This is a genomic window from Nesterenkonia maliinae (assembly GCF_051262655.1).
Classification (GTDB): domain Bacteria; phylum Actinomycetota; class Actinomycetes; order Actinomycetales; family Micrococcaceae; genus Nesterenkonia.
The window spans coordinates 769,151-786,066 of record NZ_JBIMEY010000001.1; the positions used below are offsets into that span (position 1 = coordinate 769,151).

The window sequence follows — 16,916 nt, forward strand, 5'->3', positions numbered from 1 at the left end:
GCTCACGACACCTCGGGCAGTGCCGCTGCGGTGACGGCGAGGCCGGCATCGTCGCGGATCTCGAGGCGCTCCACGTCCTCGCGCAGCACCGCCCCGTTCATCCGGCACTCCACGGGCACCTGGGAGCCGAGGAAGGAGCCGGATTCGATCTCCTGCCCGTCGGTGCCGATGAGCACCACGGTGAAGGCATCCCCGATCGCGAGCCCGTCGATCTCCAGGACCGTCTCGGTGCCCCAGGTGTGGGCGACCAGGGCTCCCTCGACGTCGACTCCGGTGCCCGGATCGCTGAAGCTCACCTGCTCCTGGGCGCCGAGTTCGCCGGGCGGGCCGAGCGGCTCCGCGGCGATGAGCCCGTCGTCGGACTCGCTGGGGTCTGTGCCGGCGGGGTCCGTGTCCACGATCGCCTGGACCCCGAGGGTCCCCGCGACGCCCACTGCCACGCAGGCGGCCAGGGCGAGGCTCTGGCGCAGCCGGGATCCGGACCGCGGTGCACTCTGGGAGACGGAGTTCCGCTGCGACCGCTCCACGGCTGAGCGAGTTTCCGATGGGCGGGGTTCCGATGAGCGGGGTGCCGGAGCGTGAGGTGTCGGCGAGTGGAGTGCCGGCGTCTCGCGGACGGCGGCCTCGGAGGTCTGCTGGGCGTTGACCTGGGCGATCACCTTGTCGCGCAGGTTCCCGGGGGGCGCCTCTTCGCGCCAGGAGCCGAAGCTCTCGCGCAGCGCGGAGCCGATGTGGCGCATCTCCTCAAGCTCTCGGGCCAGCTCCGGGTCCTGGGCGCACATGGCGTCAAGCTCTTGGCTCTCCGCGGGGCTGAGGTCATCGGCGGCAGCGGCACCCAGGAGCTCGGCCCGCCGTTCGGAGCCGGGGTCGTCGCTCAGGCGGGGGTCGGCGTCGTCGTGATGTCCACTCATGACTCACCTTCCATCTGTTCCATGGCACGTCGCAGGGCGCGCAATCCGTAGTAGGTCCGCGTCCGCAGGGTGGGCACCGGCACCTGCATCGACTCGGAGAGTTCGGCGTAGGAGAACCCCAACACATGCACGGCGACGACCATCTCGCTGTGTTCGGGGCTGAGCGTTCCCAGGGCTTCGACCAGAAGCATAGTCTGGGTCGGATCTGCGACGTGCGGATCTGGCACGTCAGAGAGTGTGATCTCGGGCTCCATCGGGATCGGGATGCGCCGTCGGGCGCGGAACTCGTCCCGGACCACGTTGCGGGCGATCGCGAAGAGCCAGTTTCGCAGAGTCGAGCGAGCCGGGTCGAAGCGGTCCAGTGCCTGCCAGGCCCGCACGAAGGTCTCTTGGACGCATTCCTCCGCGGCACCGCGGTCCTTGAGCGCGTTGATGGCGAACCCGAAGAGTGCCGCACTGTGCTGATCATAGGCGGCCTCGATGCTCAGCAGCTCGGCGGTCGCCTGCGGTTCAGTGCGCATCGGCTCAACCGCCTCCATCGCTCCAGGTCGGGCCCTCGATCAGGTCGCGAGAGCTGAAGAATCGTTGTCTACGATACACAGCGCCAAGAACCTCATCCGGCCTGCGACAAAAATATTCCTGAAAACGATGAACGCGGAGGCCACTTGATCAGTATTACTCTTTGGCGGCCCGAGATTCGGTCTGCTCGAGTTCTCGAAGGAGTCACCCACGATGACGACACAACGACGCAGAACCCTCGGCGCAGGCGCCACACTGGGTGCAGCAGTGTTGCTGCTCTCCCCCACCATGGCCCAGGCCAGCACCGAGGCCGGCACCGAGGTCGAGTGGCCCGAGGAGTTCACCAGCGCCTACACCGTCATGGCGACTCCGGATGAGGTCATCAATGCGGACGGCGAGGTGTCCCCGGGTGAAGAGGGCGCGACGGGCGACTTCATGTTCTGGATCAATTCAGAGGAAGAGGTCATCTGCTACGAGATCACCCTCGAGGGCGTCACCGGCGGATACGAGAGCCCGGCACTGACCGCCACACACATCCATGAGGCCGCCGCCGGCGAGCCCGGACCTCCGCGTCTGGCATTCCCGAACCCCGAGCCCATCGGTGACGAGCCTCGCACCTCCTCCGGCTGCATGACCGGACCGTTCATGACCGGCGTCGAGGGCGACGACGGCGCAGACACCGGCGAGGGATTCAGCCTGGCTGAGATCGAAGCCAACCCTGCCGGCTTCACCGGTGATTCACACACCGAGGAGTTCGTCGATGGCGTGGTCCGCGGCCAGCTGATGCAGGTGCCGCTGGACGGCATCGAGACCGGTGGCGGCGGAATGCAGCAGTCCAACACCCAGGTCGGCGTCTTCGTCGGAGCCGGCGTGCTGGCACTGGCCGGCGCAAGCGCCTTCATGCTGATCCGGCGCAACCAGGCCGCATGATTCGAGCCCTCCCCGGGCGTCCTGACGCCAGGGTTCGGCGGCTGCCCCTGCGGGTGGCCGCCGCCCTGGCGCTCGGGCTGAGCCTGAGCGCCTGCGGGACACCTGCGTCCCCGAGCACTCTTCCCGAGCCGGAGCCGTCTACAACGACGGAGGATCCGGCGTCGTCGTCGTCGGCCAAGGCGTCTGCGGAGCCTGATTCGGAGGGCTCGAGCTCAGCGAACTCAAGCTCGGCGGGCTCGGGGGCTTCCTCCGCAGAGACCGGAGTCCGGCCGGTGGCGGTGAACATCCCCTCTATCGACGTCGAGGAGGCCCTGATCGATCTCGGGATCGCGGAGGACGGGACCATGGAGGTGCCCGAGGACTTCAGCGAGGTCGGCTGGTTCGACGGCGGCGGCATGCCCGGCGGACGCGGACCCACCGTGCTGGCAGGCCATCTGGACTCCACCACGGGTCCTGCAGTCTTCCACCGTCTGGTGGAGATGCAGCCCGGTGACGACGTGGAGGTCACCGACGCCGAGGGCGAGGTGCACCTCTACCGGGTCGAGCGCACCGAAGTGTTCGCCAAGGACGACTTCCCGACCCGCGAGGTCTTCGGCGCGCTGCCTGAGGACGAGCTGCGGCTGATCACCTGCACCGGGATTTTCGACTTCGAGGCCGGAAGCCACGAGGACAACCACATCGTGTTCGCCGTCCCGGTGGAGGATCCGGGCACCTGATCCCGGCGGACACTCCCCTCGGTGGACACTGACACCCCGAGGTGACATGGTCGCCCGATGGACATGACTCAATACTGGGACGGGTGGGACCCCATCATCCACACCGTCATCACCCTCACCGCGGGCTATCTCGCGCTGATCTTCATCCTCCGGCTCTCCGGACCACGGACCATGGCGAACATGACGCCGCTGGACTTCATCGTGGCGGTCACCATCGGCTCGGCCTTCGGACGCACGATCACCGCGGTGGACGTCCCGCTCAGCCAGGCCCTGCTGACGCTCGCCCTCCTGGTGCTGCTGCAGTGGCTCTTCGCCTGGGTGCGCGGACGCTCCCCCAAGATGCGCCGCGTCCTGGATGCACCCCCGGTGCTCATCTACTACCAGGGCAAGTTCCAGCGCAAGGCGCTGCGCAAGCACCAGCTGGTGGAGGATGACGTCCACACGGCGGTGCGGAACTCCTCCCGCGGCTCCATGGGCGAGGTGTCAGCAGTGATCCTGGAGCAGAACGGCGCCCTGGTGGTCATCGGAGACGACCAACTCGGCGACGCCTCCTCGGTGCTGCGCTTCACCGGCAACGCCGAAGACCACTGACCCGCTCTCTCCCCCACCCCACCCCACTCCGTTGAGGGGCGGATTCTACGAGTACTTTGGGCCGAAAAGCCCACGAAATGCTCGCAGAATCCGCCCCTCAACGTATGTGGTGACAACATCGAGAACAGTGCGGTGAGCTTCGGCAGAGACCTCCCGCTCAGCAGCCAGTTCGGCAACAGTCATCCAGCCGCGCTGACGCAGCCGGAGCCTTGGTGAGACCAAGCGGTCTGCGCGCAGAGGTCAGTCCCATCGGGAATACCTGATGAAGCGTGTCGTGAGCGCTTGGCAGGCTGGAACTGCAGACGTTGACAACCCTGAACTATGGATCCCCGAGGGCGCGCAGGAATGCAGAATTCAGTGGCGATCAAAAGAACGGGAATCATCCCGGTGAATTGGTCCTTGGACAGAGGATTCAGTCAGGGGAACCCTCGGAAAAGCCCGGACCCTCGACATCCCTGGTCTGACCGCGATGTATCGGGTCCACAGAGCGCGCACGAGGGAGCCGCTAGAGAGACACCTGGGCGCCGCCGGAGTCGGCCCCGCGACGACGATGCTGGGCACCAGCCGCCTCGCGATCCCCCGTCAGCTGGTCGAGGTCCAGGGCACAGCGGTCGATTGAGTCGCACGCTGCGTTGAGGGGCGGATTCTACGCACACTTGGGGCCGAAAAGCCCATGAGATGCACGGAAGAATCCGCCCCTCAACGCGGGAGGGCACACAAAAGCGCTCTGCGCCCGTTCCGTGAGGAAGCGGGCGCAGAGCGCTTGTGGTGAAGCTTATGCTCAGGCGTGCGACTTCGTGTTGCGCATGGAGCGAGCGACCAGAACGGCGCCGCCGACGAGCAGCAGTGCTGCGCCGCCCACGATGATGCCGATGGAGCCCGGGCCGGTGGCTGCGAGCTCTTCCCCGGAGCCCGCTGCGTCTGAACCGGACATGTCGGTGCCGACGCCGGTGTTGGCTGCATCGGTGCCGGTGCCTGCGACGTCCTCGTCGGAGCCGGTGCCGGCTGCGCCTGCAACGGTGATGACGACAGTCTCGGAAGCCTCTGCGCCGGTGGCGGTAAGCTCGTAGGAGCCTGCTGCATCGCTGTTGAGGGTGACCTCAGCAGCAACGCCGCCGTCTGCATCGGCGGTCTTGGTGACCGAAGTGCTGGACACGGCGCCGACCGAGGCGAGGCCCTGGGTGTTGCCGTTGATGCCGGTGAGCGTGATGTTCACGTCTTCACCTGCAATGAAGACCGGTGCGAAGACCACGGTGGTCGAGGCATCGATGTTGATGGTGATGCTTTCGGGCGTCTCGGCCGCTTCGTATGCGAAGGCGGGGGCCGGGGCGAGAGCGACGAAGCCGACGATGCCGGCTGCGCTCAGGGTCTTTGCGAAGGTCTTCTTCATGGGGTCTACCTCAAAGCTCGAAGGATATTGGTTTAAAGCAATCTCCGTGAAGAGTCGCCTGGCGTGTCGCGCTCCGGATCATGCTCCGGGTGCGTGACTAGATTCAATCTACGGTTAGTCACCCATGAAATGCAACTTTTTCACCGGTCCACGGCCGGTATTTTCTGAATTCAAGGCAAAAGATAACATTCTTGTCATCTCCCGTACGCCTGGCCGGCTTTCTACCCTTGAGTAACAACCGATCAGCACTCCGGAGCCACCTCGACCTCGTTCAGCACGGGGGTCGAGATGAGCTCCAGCTCGGGCCCGGTGCTCGTGCTCGCCTGCAGGTCCAGCGTGGCGGATTCTCCCGGCGCGAGTTCGGTGGTCCATTCGTAGACGTTGCGTCCGCCATGCTGCCCGGCGAGCTGCGCGTCGCCGGCATTGCTGCTCAGCTCCGCCCCCTCTGGGAGGTAGACGTAGGTCAGCGTGCGGGTGATGCCGCGCGGCACGCCACTGGAGGTCTCTTCCTCTGAGGTGCCGAGCAGGTAGTCGGGGTAGTCGCGGATATCCTCGGGTGCGTCATTGCGCAGGGTCAGGCGCACCGATGCGGTGCTGTCGGTGCACCACTGGACGCTCGAGCCGGCGGCCATGTAGTAGTCGAGCTTGGCGCCGGTGCCGTCATTGAGATACACGCCGAAGGCGGTGCTGTCCTCATCGCTGGCAGGCATCGCACCGGCCACCGCGGTGTCCTCGAGCAGGGCCCGCTCGTCCTCGTCCGCGCTCCACACCAGCAGGCGGCGCTCCTCCACGGCGCGGGTGATCGCCTGCACGGCCATCACCGGATCTACGTCATCGCTGAGCAGCGCATCAAACACGGCCTCGGCGGCCACACTGAAGAACAGGTCCTGGTCAGCGGGATCCTCGTAGCGCAGATAGGCCTCGTTGAGCAGCAGCTCCACGGCGTTCTCGCTGGAGAGCGTGTCGCCAGTGGGCAGCTCCAGGGGTCCCGTGGCCTCGAGCATGTAGGAGAGCGTGACTGGATCGATCGAGATGACCCCGGTCGGGTCACCCCCGCGATCCTCCTTCCAGAACGCCGTGGCCACCTGCGCCGCCTCGGCGAATTCCGGGATCATCGTGGGGTTCTGCATGTAGCGGGCGGGACGGTCACCGTAGATCAGCTCGGTGTCGAACTCCAGCGGCGTGATGGCTTCCTCGCTGCGGTCGAAGCTGGCGCCGGGCGCCTGATCGGTGAACTCGATCTGTCCGTCAGTGGCGGTGAGCTCGATGACGGATCCGATGATGCCGCCCTGGGAACGCCATTCGGCGTTGTTCTGCAGGAGCAGCAGGTGCTGCCGCTCGCCGTCGGCCCCGAGGAATCCGGGCAGCAGGGACGTGGCCAGCGAGGTGCCCGCGAGTGTGGGCTCGATCTCCGCCAGAAGGCCGTCGACCTGGGCGGTGCCTTCGCGCAGCGGAGTGACGACGGAGGCGGGCTCGATCGTGGCGAGGCGACTGCGCGCCTCGGTGACGGACTCCAGAGCCGATTCGACCTGCACATTGAGGGCGCCCATCCCGGCGACGTCGATCTGGCCGTCGACCGGCATCAGCGAGTCCACGCCCTCACCAGCGTCGGCCGCCGTGGCAAGCCCTCCGCTGGCGAGGTCGTCGAGGGTCTCGGTGAGTGTGCGGGTGGCGCTGAACTGCGGGCCGACCCAGGGGATGCCCTCGGCGAGCCTCCACACGGGACCGCTGGTGCTGCTGCGGGCGGCAGAGAGTTCATTCTGCAGCTCGTCGACCTGCGAGGTGTCTCCCGCCAGCACCGACTGCATATCAAGCCCAGAGGCAACTTGCTGAGCACGCTCGACATGGGGAAGCGCCCGTGCTGCGCCGACTCCGGCCCAGGCCAGGACGACCACGAACCCGAGTGCGAGCACGGTCACCAGCGCGAGGATGATCCGTCCGGCGGAGACTTTTCGTGCCGCGTCCCTGCTTGAGGCACTCCTGCCTGATGCGCGCCTGCGCCGATGCTGTCGCTTCCTGACCATGGGGGCAATCCTAGGGCACTTCCCGTACTCGCCCGATCGACCGAGGGGACGGGCCATGCCGCCCGTGCTGACCGACGAAGAATTCCGTCTCTCTCGGGTAGGTTTAGCCGGGTGAAGCCCGAAAACAACGCCCTCGACACGGACCCCAACCACAGCCACGCGGAAACCCCCAGCTCAGAGCCTTCCGCACCCGTCGCGGTGAGGCACGGGTCGGCGTCGAAGCGGGCGGCGGCGGCTGAGCGCCGAGCACGTGGAACCCGCACCTGGCTCGAGGGCAGCCGCACCGCACGCGCCTGGAACGGGACGCTGCTGGCCTACACCGCGGTTGCCGTCGGCGCGGCCCTGGTGCTCTCGGTGGCCGCGAGGACTCAGCTTGAGGCTCCGCTGGGACCCCTGCTGTCCTCGGTGCTGCTCTGGGTCGGTATGGCAGTGCCCGTGGTCATCGCGCTTACCCGCTCGCGTCCGCGCGGACTTTTCCGCTTCCGCTGGACAGACCTGCTGTGGGGTCTCGCCCTGGGCGTCCTGCTGCGCATCGTGCAAGGGTGGCTCGAGGTCGCCGCGGGCAGCCCTGGTGGTATGCCGTCCTATTCCACCCTCGGGGGCGGACTCAACATCAATCCGATGTGGCTGCTCCTGGTCATCGTCGCACCCGTGCTGATCCTGCCGCTCCTGGAGGAGCTCCTCTTCCGTGGGGTGGTGCTCGTCTCCGTGTACCGGATGGCTCGGCATGGTCTGGAAGCAGGCATGCTGGCCATCGTCGCCTCGACCGGCGCCTTTGTCGCCTTGCATGCCGTCAACGGGATGAATCGCTGGGACGAACCGGTGTATCTGACCCTGGTCGGCCTGACCTGCGGACTGCTCGTGCTCTTCACCGGTCGGATCTGGGGAGCGGTGCTGGTCCACGTGGTGTTCAACGGCATGTGGGTCGCGCTCGCACTGACAGGGACCGCCCTGGCCTGACCGCTGACATTCCCCCGCTGATCCCGCGTTCCAGATGGATAGGGTCAGCGGGGCAGCGGTGAGATGGGGCAGCGGTGAGGTCGTGACGCGGTGAGGCGAGCAAAGAATCCGCTCACGTCCCCCTGGACGGATGCACAGTCAGATACGCGAAATGCCCGCCCCTATGGGACGAGCATTGCGATGAAAATTCCTCAGCCTCCGCTGGGCAGACCTGAGGTCTGCACAGCGGGCCGTGGTGACCCCAGCGGGATTCGAACCCGCGTTACCGCCGTGAGAGGGCAGCGTACTAGGCCGCTATACGATGGGGCCTTATGGATTTATGCCTCCCGAAAATCCGGAAGGATTCTGCATTGTGGAATGTCTGGCCCCCGCGCTCCAAGGAGCTCGGGGGCCAGACGACCGTGACCCCAGCGGGATTCGAACCCGCGTTACCGCCGTGAGAGGGCAGCGTACTAGGCCGCTATACGATGGGGCCGTATTCCATAACTGTGGCCCCCGTCGCCGAGGGCCGGTCTTGCTGTGATAAAGACCACGTCAGGGTCTTCGCTGGGCTACTAGGACTCGAACCTAGAACGACGGTACCAGAAACCGCTGTGTTGCCAATTACACCATAGCCCACTATTCGCTTGTCAACGCCGCTGCGTCAGCGCAGATTTTCGCGCCGAGCAACGGGAGATAACTATACACACTGGTGGCGCCCAAGCACAAAATGACCGGGGCGCCACCGATGAGTGCAGAAGCGATCAGCCGCGTGCGGCGAAGAGCTCCCGGAACCGACGCAGCCGGTTCAGCGAGGACTCGCGTCCCAGCAGCTCCATCGACTCGAACAGGGGCGGGGAGACCCGCCGTCCGGAGATCGCCGAGCGGACCGACCCGAAGGCCTTGCGCGGCTTGAGCTCAAGCCCCTCCAGCAGGGCCTCGCGCAGCGCGGCCTCGATCACCTCGGTGGTCCACCGGGCGTCCTCGATGTCGGTCAGCGCCGCGATCGAGGCGTCCAGGGTCTCGAAGACCTGATCACCGAGCCCGCTGAAGGCCTTGTCCTCGATGGCGAGGTCGGCGTCGTCAGTGAAGAGGAACGCCATCATGTCGGCACCTTCGTCCAGCAGGGCGATCCGCTCCTGGACCAGCGGGGCTGCGCCGTCGAGCAGTGCGGCCTGCGCCGCGGTCAGCTGCTCCCCCAGCAGGCCCCTGGCCTGCAGGTAGGGAACCAGACGGCCCCGGAAGTCTGGGGCGCCCAGGAGGCGGATGTGGGTGCCGTTGATGGCCTCGGCCTTCTTCACGTCAAAGCGCGCCGGGTTCGCCAGCACATCGGTGATGTCGAAGTGCTCGATCAGCTGCTCCACGGTGAAGATGTCTTCATCGGCCGAGAGCGACCAGCCCAGCAGGGCGAGGTAGTTCAGCAGTCCCTCGGGAATGAAGCCGCGGTCGCGGTGGTGGAAGAGGTTCGACTCGGGGTCCCGCTTGGAGAGCTTCTTGTTCCCCTCCCCCATCACGTAGGGCAGGTGTCCGAAGACCGGCATGTGCTTGGCCACGCCCACGGCGTGCAGCGCCCGGTAGAGCGCCACCTGGCGGGGGGTGGAGGAGAGCAGATCCTCTCCGCGCAGCACGTGGGTGATCTCCATGGCGGCGTCGTCCACCGGGTTGACCAGGGTGTAGAGCGGCTGACCGTTGGCCCGGGCCACCACGAAGTCAGGGGTGGAGCCGGCGCCGAAGGTGATCTCCCCGCGCACGACGTCGGTGAAGGTGATGTCCTCATCGGGCATCCGGAAGCGCAGCACCGGTTCGCGGCCCTCGGCCCGGAACGCGTCGATCTGGTCCTGGCTCAGCGTGCGGTCGAAGCCGTCGTAGCCCAGCTTCGGGTCCCGGCCGGCAGCCTGGTGGCGTGCCTCGACCTCCTCCGGGGTGGAGAAGGCCTCGTAGATGAATCCTGCCGCGAGCAGCTTCTGCAGCACATCGGCGTAGAACTCTCCGCGCTGGGACTGCCGGTAGGGGGCGTGCGGGCCGCCGGTCTCGGCGCCCTCGTCCCAGTCGATGCCGAGCCAGCGCAGCGCCTCGAGCAGCTGCTGGTAGGACTCTTCGGAGTCCCGGGCGGTATCGGTGTCTTCGATCCGGAAGATCATCTTGCCGCCGGTGTGCCGGGCGTAGGCCCAGTTGAACAGGGCCGTGCGGATCAGCCCGACGTGCGGGGTGCCGGTGGGTGAGGGGCAGAACCGGACACGGACCGGCGTGGAAGGGTCCACCGCGGGGATCTCGGTGGACGGTGCAGAGGTGGCTGTCATAGCGGGGAATCAGTTCCTGAAGTGGTTGACGAGTGTGCCGATGCCTTCGATGTCCGCTTCGAAGCGGTCTCCGGAGCTGAGCAGTCCGACGCCGGCCGGGGTGCCGGTGAGGATGACGTCTCCGGGGAGCAGGGTGAAGGCCTGGGAGATGTAGGCGATGAGCTCGGCCACGCCGAAGATCATCTCGGAGGTGGAGCCGTCCTGGACGGTCTCGCCGTTGAGCCGGCCGGAGATCCGCAGGCCTTCGGGCTCGAGGTCGGTCTCGATCCAGGGACCCAGCGGGGTGGAGCCGTCGAAGCCCTTGGCGCGGGCCCACTGGCCGTCGGTGCGCTGGGCGTCGCGGGCGGTGAGGTCGTTGGCGACGGTGTAGCCGAAGATGACCTCCTCGACCCGGTCCACCGGCACATCCTTGCAGATGCGCCCGATGACGACGGCGAGCTCGGTCTCGTAGCTGATCTCCTCAGAGAAGGAGGGCAGCGTGACCGGCTCGTTGGGGCCCACCACGGCGGTGTTGGGGATCAGGAAGAGCAGCGGGGAGACGGGGGTCTCGCCGCCCATCTCCTTGACGTGGTCGGCGTAGTTGCGGCCGACGCCGATCACCTTCGAGCGCGGGATGATCGGGGCGACCAGCCGCACGTCTTCGAGGCGGTGGGTGGTCTCGGTCTGCTGGATCCCCTGATAGAAGGGGTCTCCGTTGAGCTGGATGATGGTTTCTTCGCCCTCTCCCCCGGTGACAAGACCGTAGGAGGGTTCGGCGTCCGTGACAAAACGTGCAATGCGCATGGGCCAACTCTATCGCCCACGCGCATTGCACGTTCTGATCGTGTTCAGTTGTCCTCCGGTCCAGCTGTCCAGAAGCTCAGCGGTCCAGAGGTTCAGCGGTCCAGAGGTGCAGCGGCGCGGATGCTCAGGCGAGGCGGTGCATCCAGCCGTGGCGATCCTCGACGGCGCCGGTCTGGATGCCCAGCAGCTCCTCGCGGATCGAGAGGGTGACCTCGCCGGTGCCGGCGGAGGCGATGCTGCGCTCCCCGTCCAGCAGCTCCCCGATCGGGGTGATGACCGCGGCGGTTCCGCAGGCGAAGGCCTCGGTGATGCTGCCGTCGTTGATGCCGGCGTCCCACTCCTCGAGGGTGACCAGGCGTTCCTGGACCTCCATGCCGCGGTCCTTGGCCAGCTGGATCACCGAGGCGCGGGTGATGCCCTCGAGGATCGTGCCGGTCAGGGCGGGGGTGATGAGCTTGTTGTCGGCGGTCACCAGGAAGACGTTCATGCCGCCGAGCTCCTCGACGGCGTTCTCGCGCATGGGGTCCAGGAAGAGCACCTGGTCGCAGCCCTTGGCGGTGGCCTGCTGCTGGGCGGCCAGGGAGCCGGCGTAGTTGCCGCCGGTCTTGGCCGCTCCGGTGCCGCCGGGGGCGGCGCGGATGTAGTCGCGGGAGACCCAGATGCGCACCGGCTTGAGCTCGCCGCCGAAGTAGTTCCCGGCAGGGGACGCGATGACCCGGTAGGAGACCTCCCGGGCGGAGCGGACACCGAGGAACGCCTCAGAGGCGAACATGAAGGGCCGCAGGTAGAGCGCCTCGCCGTCGCCCTCGGGGACCCAGTCCTTATCGGTCTGGACCAGCTCCTCCAGGGATTCGATGAAGAGTTCCTCGGGGAGCTCGGGCAGCGCCATCCGCACGGCCGAGCGGTTGAGCCGCTTGGCGTTCTCCAGCGGGCGGAAGGTGTAGATCGCGCCGTCGGCGTGGCGGTAGGCCTTCATGCCTTCGAAGATCTCCTGGGCGTAGTGCAGCACAGCGGCCGCCGGGTCCAGGGTGATCGGGCCGTAGGGCTCGACCCGGGCGTGCTCCCAGCCGCCCTCAGACGTCCAGTCGATCACCGAGGTGTGGTCGGTGAAGTGTGCCCCGAATCCCGGGTTCGCCAGGATCTCCTGCAGCCGATCGGCTGTGGTGGGCGTCGGATGGGGGGTGTGGTGGAACGTCATGGTGACCTTTCAGATGTGCACGGGCAGGTGCGCCCCGGCGGATGCGAGTCTCCTGCCCTACTCTACGAGACTCGCTCCCCCGCCGGGTCGCGCAGCACGGCCGCCCGGGCGGTTCAGCTGGAGAGCCGCGCCACGAAGGCGTCGCCGCGCTGGCCGGTGCTCAGACCGGTGCTGCCGTCCTGCGCCCACTGGCTCAGCTGGGCGTGGACCGCGGCCTCGACCCGGGCCGCGGCCTCACCAAGGCCGAGGTGATCGAGCATGAGCGCGGCGGAGAGCACCGTGGCGGTGGGATCGGCGATCGCCTTGCCGGCGATGTCCGGGGCCGAGCCGTGCACCGGCTCGAACATCGACGGCGCGGTGCCGGCGGTGTTGATCGAGGCCGAGGCGGCCAGGCCGATGCCGCCGGTGATGGCGGGGGCCAGGTCGGTGAGGATGTCGCCGAAGAGGTTGTCGGTGACGATCACGTCGAAGCGCTGCGGGTTGTTGACCATGTGAATGGTGGCCGCGTCGACGTGCAGGTAGTCCCAGCGGACGTCGGGGAAGGACTCGGCCACGGCCGTCGTCGTGCGGGTCCAGAGGTCACCGGAGTAGGTGAGCACGTTGTTCTTGTGCACCAGGGTCAGGTGCTTGTCCCGGGCCTGGGCGCGGACGAACGCATCCTCCACCACCCGGCGCACGCCGTAGGCGGTGTTGACCGAGACCTCGGTGGCGATCTCCGCGTCGGTACCGCGGCGCAGCAGCCCGCCGTTGCCGGCGTAGGGACCCTCGGTACCCTCACGGACGACGACGAAGTCGATCGGGTTCTCCTCGTCCACGCCGCGCAGCGGGGAGACGACCCCGGGGTAGGAGCGGGTGGGACGCAGGTTCACGCAGTGGTCGAGGTTGAAGCGCAGACCCAGCAGCAGTTCGCGCTCGATGATCCCGGAGGGCACCCGGGTGTCCAGCGGATCGGCGCCCACGGCGCCGAATAGGATCGCGTCGTGTCCGCGCAGCGCCTGCAGCGTCTCCTCGGTGAGGGTCTCTCCGGTGCTGAGCCAGTGCTCGGCGCCCAGGGAGTACTCGGTGTAGGTGAACTCGGCGCTCTCCGCGGCCAGGGCGGCGTCGAGCACCTTGCGGGCCTCCGCGACCACCTCGGGTCCGATGCCGTCGCCGCCGATTACTGCAATGTCGAATGTGTTCTGAGCCATAGCGTCACTCTATGCGCTGGTCACCGAGCGGAGCGGCTGCGCGAGGCGGGCTCTCAACATCTGAGACCCCGGCCGCGTGGAGCGGATTCGCCGCCGGGCGGCCGGGATCCTGCCTGCTCAGACCGGACTGTTCCGACTCAGTCGGTCTTCTCCTCGTGGCGGGGGAAGATCGGTGTGGGCTTGCTCAGCGCGGTGCCCGGGACCAGCTCGGTGTGGAAGGCCTCAAAGCTGCGCGGACCCGCACCGGAGGCGTTGGTCCGGCCGGCGTCGCCGGAGACCTCCACGTTCAGCGCGTCCAGCAGCTTCGTGGCCGAGTCCGGCATGACCGGCTGCGCGAGCAGCGCGACCTTGCGCACGACCTCCGCGGTCACGTAGAGCACCGTGTTCATCCGGGAGAGGTCGGTCTTCTTCAACTTCCAGGGCTCCTGCTCGGCGAAGTAGGCGTTGGCCTCCCCCAGCACGAACCAGGTGCGCTCCAGCGCGCGGTGGAAGTCCTGCATGTCGTAGGCCTCGCGGCTGATCTGAAGCAGCTCATCGGCCTGCGCCAGGATCCGACGGTCGGCCGCGGTGCGCTCCCCGGGCTGCGGGATCATCCCCTCGCAGTTCTTCACCACCATCGAGAGCGACCGCTGGGCGAGGTTCCCCAGGTTGTTCGCCAGGTCGGAGTTCTTCCGGCCCAGCACCGCCTCGTGGGTGTAGGAGCCGTCGGCTCCGAAGGGGAACTCGCGCAGCAGGAAGAACCGGACGGCGTCGAGCCCGTACTCCTGCACCCAGGCGGCGGGCGCGACGACGTTGCCCACGGACTTGGACATCTTCTCTCCGGCGTTGTGCAGGAAGCCGTGGATCATCACCCGCTTGGGCAGCTCGAGCCGGGCACTCATCAGGAACGCGGGCCAGAAGATGCAGTGGAACCGGGAGATGTCCTTGCCGATGACATGGACGTCGGCGGGCCAGAACTTCTTGAAGCTCTCCGACTCGGTGTCCGGGAAGCCGACCCCGGTGAGGTAGTTGGTCAGCGCGTCCACCCAGACGTACATCACGTGGTCCAGGCTGGTCTCGTCCGCGGTGAGGTCCTTGGGCACCGGCACGCCCCAGTCGAAGGTGGTCCGGGAGATGGAGAGGTCGTCGAGACCTGATTCCACGAAGCGGATCACCTCGTTGAAGCGGGTGCGCGGTCCCCCGAAGTCGGGGTTCTTGGAGAAGAAGTCCAGCAGCGGCTGCTGGTACTTCGAGAGCCGGAAGAAGTAGGACTCCTCTTCGGTCCAGGTCACCGGGGTGCCGGTCTCGGTGGCGTAGCGCTCACCGTCGGCGCGGACCTCGGTCTCGTCGGCGGTGAAGAAGCGCTCGTCGCGCACCGAGTACCAGCCCGCGTACTTGTCCAGGTAGATGTCCCCGGCCTCGACCATGCGCCGCCAGATGGCGGTGGACGCGGCATAGTGGTCCTCGTCGGTGGTGCGGATGAAGCGGTCGTAGGAGACGCCCAGGACGTCGTCGTCGACCCGCTTGAACTCCGCAGAATTCCGGGTGGCCAGCTCGCGCGGGGAGATGCCCTCCTTCTCCGCGGACTGCTGCATCTTCTGCCCGTGCTCATCGGTGCCGGTGAGGAAATAGGTCTCGTGTCCGTCGAGGCGCTTGAAGCGCGCCATCGCATCAGAGGCGATGTACTCGTAGGCGTGGCCGATATGCGGCGTCCCATTGGGGTAGGAGATCGCAGTGGTGATGTAGAACGGGGGCTTGGAAGAAGTCACCCTAGGAATTTACCCCACGTGGTTGCCCGGTGCAGGTCTGGGGCTCAGACCTGCACCGGGACTTGCACGACGATCAGTCTTCGAGGTCGACCTCGGCGGCCAGGTTGGCCTGGACCTCGGCGTTGATCGCGTCCAGCACGCCTGCCGGCAGGGCGGCGTCGATGGCCAGGACTGCCAGCGCGCGGCCTTCCTTGGTGTTCTGCGAGACCTGCATGCCGGCGATGTTGACCTGGTGCTCCCCCAGGATCCGACCCAGGGCGCCGACCACGCCGGGGCGGTCGGCGTATTCGAGCACGACCAGGTGCTCGGTGAGCGCGATCTCGAGGTCGTAGCCGTTGATCCCGACGATCTTCTGGATCTGCTTGGGTCCGGTGAGGGTGCCGCGGACCTCGAGGTTGGTTCCGGAGCTGGTGGCGCCGCGCACGGTGAGCGCGTTGCGGTAGTCCTCGACCTCGGTGGTGGTGGTCAGCCGGGTGGAGATCCCGCGCTGCTCGGCGAGCACCGGGGCGTTGACGTAGGAGACCTGTTCGGAGACGACGTCGGTGAACAGTCCCTTGAGCGCGGCCAGCTGCAGCGCGGAGACGTTGAGCTCGGCGATCTCGCCGGCTGCCTCGGTCTCGATGTCGGTGAAGGCGTCGGTGGCCAGGGCGTTGAGGATCCGACCGAGCTTCTCGATCAGCGGGATGCCGGGGCGGACCAGCTCGTCGATGGCGCCGCCGGCGACGTTGACCGCGTCGGGGACCAGCTCGCCGGCCAGGGCCAGGCGGACCGACTTCGCCACCGAGACGCCGGCCTTCTCCTGGGCCTCGGCGGTGGAGGCGCCCAGGTGCGGGGTGACGACGACGTTCTCGCGGGTGAAGAAGGGCAGGTCGGTGGAGGGCTCGGTGGCGAAGACGTCGACGGCGGCGCCGCCGATGGTGCCGGCGGCCAGTGCCTTTTCGAGGTCGGCCTCGTCGATCAGGCCGCCGCGGGCGACGTTGACCACGAAGGCGGTGTCCTTCATCTTCGTGAAGGCCTCGGTGTTGAGCATCCCCAGCGTCTCAGGGGTCTTGGGCATGTGGATGGTGATCACGTCGGACTTCGCGTAGAGCTCCTCCAGGGTGACCAGCTGGGCGCCGAGCTGGTGGGCCCGGGCCGAGGTCACGTAGGGGTCGTAGGCGATGATGTCCATGTCGAAGGCCTTCATCCGCTCGGCCACGAGACCGCCGATGCGGCCCAGCCCGATCACGCCGAGGGTCTTCTCCGCGAGCTCCACCCCGGAGTACTTCGAGCGCTTCCACGCGCCGTCGCGCAGCGCCTGGTGCGCCGGGGAGATGTGCCGGGCCAGGCCCAGGATGTGGGCGCAGGTGAGCTCGGCCGCGGAGGTGATGTTCGAGGTCGGGGCGTTCACGACCATCACCCCGGCCGCGGTGGCGGCCTTGATGTCGACATTGTCCAGACCCACGCCGGCGCGGGCGACGACCTTGAGCTGTTTGGCGTGGGAGAGCACCTCGGCGTCGACCTGGGTGGCGGAGCGGACCATGATCGCGTCGGCGTCGGAGAGATCGGCGAAGAGCCGCTCGCGGTCGGTTCCGTCGGACTGGCGGATCTCGAAGTCCGGGCCCAGCGCCTCGACGGTGGCGGGTGAGAGTTCTTCGGCAAGTACGACGACGGGGCGGTGAGTGCTCACAATGTCCTTCT

The 16,916-nt window shown here is 67.3% G+C and carries 14 protein-coding genes and 3 tRNA genes; 4 read left to right on the forward strand and 13 right to left on the reverse strand.

Annotated elements, in window-relative coordinates; all coding sequences use genetic code 11:
- Positions 1–2: 2 nt before the first annotated feature.
- Positions 3–911 carry an anti-sigma factor family protein gene (locus tag ACHAA4_RS03515; protein WP_435772790.1) on the reverse strand — a complete coding sequence of 303 codons (909 nt, stop codon included), beginning with the start codon at positions 909–911 and terminating at the stop codon, positions 3–5.
- On the reverse strand, positions 908–1,432 hold the full coding sequence (locus ACHAA4_RS03520; RefSeq protein WP_435772791.1) for a sigma-70 family RNA polymerase sigma factor: 525 nt from the start codon (positions 1,430–1,432) through the stop codon (positions 908–910). The genes ACHAA4_RS03515 and ACHAA4_RS03520 overlap by 4 nt, the downstream gene beginning before the upstream one ends.
- A gap of 211 nt (positions 1,433–1,643) precedes the next feature.
- Here ACHAA4_RS03520 and ACHAA4_RS03525 point away from each other — a divergent pair, with 211 nt between their 5' ends.
- Genes ACHAA4_RS03525 through ACHAA4_RS03535 form a run of 3 tightly spaced genes read left to right on the forward strand, consistent with a single transcriptional unit; the run spans position 1,644 to position 3,667 of the window.
- Positions 1,644–2,360 (forward strand): CHRD domain-containing protein, encoded by a 717-nt coding sequence (locus ACHAA4_RS03525; protein ID WP_435772792.1) that lies wholly within the window; start codon positions 1,644–1,646, stop codon positions 2,358–2,360.
- Entirely contained in the window at positions 2,357–3,076 is a 720-nt protein-coding gene (locus ACHAA4_RS03530; RefSeq protein ID WP_435772793.1) for a class F sortase, read from the forward strand. Before ACHAA4_RS03525 ends, ACHAA4_RS03530 begins: the two co-directional genes overlap by 4 nt.
- 57 nt (positions 3,077–3,133) lie before the next feature.
- Complete coding sequence (locus tag ACHAA4_RS03535; RefSeq protein ID WP_435772794.1) at positions 3,134–3,667, forward strand: DUF421 domain-containing protein; 534 nt, start codon at positions 3,134–3,136, stop codon at positions 3,665–3,667.
- Between the two features lie 781 nt (positions 3,668–4,448).
- Here ACHAA4_RS03535 and ACHAA4_RS03540 read toward each other — a convergent pair.
- Positions 4,449–5,057: a hypothetical protein gene (locus tag ACHAA4_RS03540; RefSeq protein ID WP_435772795.1), complete on the reverse strand. Its 609-nt coding sequence runs from the start codon at positions 5,055–5,057 to the stop codon at positions 4,449–4,451.
- 242 nt (positions 5,058–5,299) lie between these two features.
- Positions 5,300–7,081, reverse strand: a complete 1,782-nt coding sequence (locus ACHAA4_RS03545) for a DUF4012 domain-containing protein (RefSeq protein WP_435772796.1) — start codon at positions 7,079–7,081, stop codon at positions 5,300–5,302.
- A gap of 111 nt (positions 7,082–7,192) precedes the next feature.
- On the opposite strand from ACHAA4_RS03545, the gene ACHAA4_RS03550 reads away from it, so the two are divergent.
- Complete coding sequence (locus ACHAA4_RS03550; RefSeq protein WP_435772797.1) at positions 7,193–8,041, forward strand: CPBP family glutamic-type intramembrane protease; 849 nt, start codon at positions 7,193–7,195, stop codon at positions 8,039–8,041.
- Between the two features lie 233 nt (positions 8,042–8,274).
- Here ACHAA4_RS03550 and ACHAA4_RS03555 read toward each other — a convergent pair.
- From ACHAA4_RS03555 to serA, 9 genes are all read right to left on the reverse strand, one after another.
- Positions 8,275–8,350: transfer RNA gene (locus ACHAA4_RS03555), tRNA-Glu, on the reverse strand.
- A gap of 93 nt (positions 8,351–8,443) precedes the next feature.
- Positions 8,444–8,516: transfer RNA gene (locus tag ACHAA4_RS03560), tRNA-Glu, on the reverse strand.
- 71 nt (positions 8,517–8,587) lie between these two features.
- Positions 8,588–8,659, reverse strand: a tRNA-Gln gene (locus ACHAA4_RS03565).
- Between the two features lie 125 nt (positions 8,660–8,784).
- The gene (gltX, locus tag ACHAA4_RS03570) at positions 8,785–10,320 is read right to left on the reverse strand and encodes a glutamate--tRNA ligase (RefSeq protein WP_435772798.1); all 1,536 of its coding nucleotides are present in this window, start codon (positions 10,318–10,320) and stop codon (positions 8,785–8,787) included.
- Between the two features lie 9 nt (positions 10,321–10,329).
- Positions 10,330–11,103, reverse strand: a complete 774-nt coding sequence (locus tag ACHAA4_RS03575) for a fumarylacetoacetate hydrolase family protein (RefSeq protein WP_435772799.1) — start codon at positions 11,101–11,103, stop codon at positions 10,330–10,332.
- Positions 11,104–11,227: 124 nt separating this feature from the next.
- Positions 11,228–12,301, reverse strand: coding sequence for a branched-chain amino acid aminotransferase (locus tag ACHAA4_RS03580; RefSeq protein ID WP_435772800.1), 1,074 nt, complete (start codon positions 12,299–12,301; stop codon positions 11,228–11,230).
- Between the two features lie 113 nt (positions 12,302–12,414).
- Positions 12,415–13,488: a 3-isopropylmalate dehydrogenase gene (locus ACHAA4_RS03585; protein ID WP_435772801.1), complete on the reverse strand. Its 1,074-nt coding sequence runs from the start codon at positions 13,486–13,488 to the stop codon at positions 12,415–12,417.
- Between the two features lie 137 nt (positions 13,489–13,625).
- Positions 13,626–15,236, reverse strand: a complete 1,611-nt coding sequence (gene metG / locus ACHAA4_RS03590; RefSeq protein WP_435772802.1) for a methionine--tRNA ligase — start codon at positions 15,234–15,236, stop codon at positions 13,626–13,628.
- A gap of 73 nt (positions 15,237–15,309) precedes the next feature.
- Positions 15,310–16,905, reverse strand: a complete 1,596-nt coding sequence (gene serA, locus ACHAA4_RS03595; protein WP_435772803.1) for a phosphoglycerate dehydrogenase — start codon at positions 16,903–16,905, stop codon at positions 15,310–15,312.
- Between the last annotated feature and the right edge of the window lie 11 nt (positions 16,906–16,916).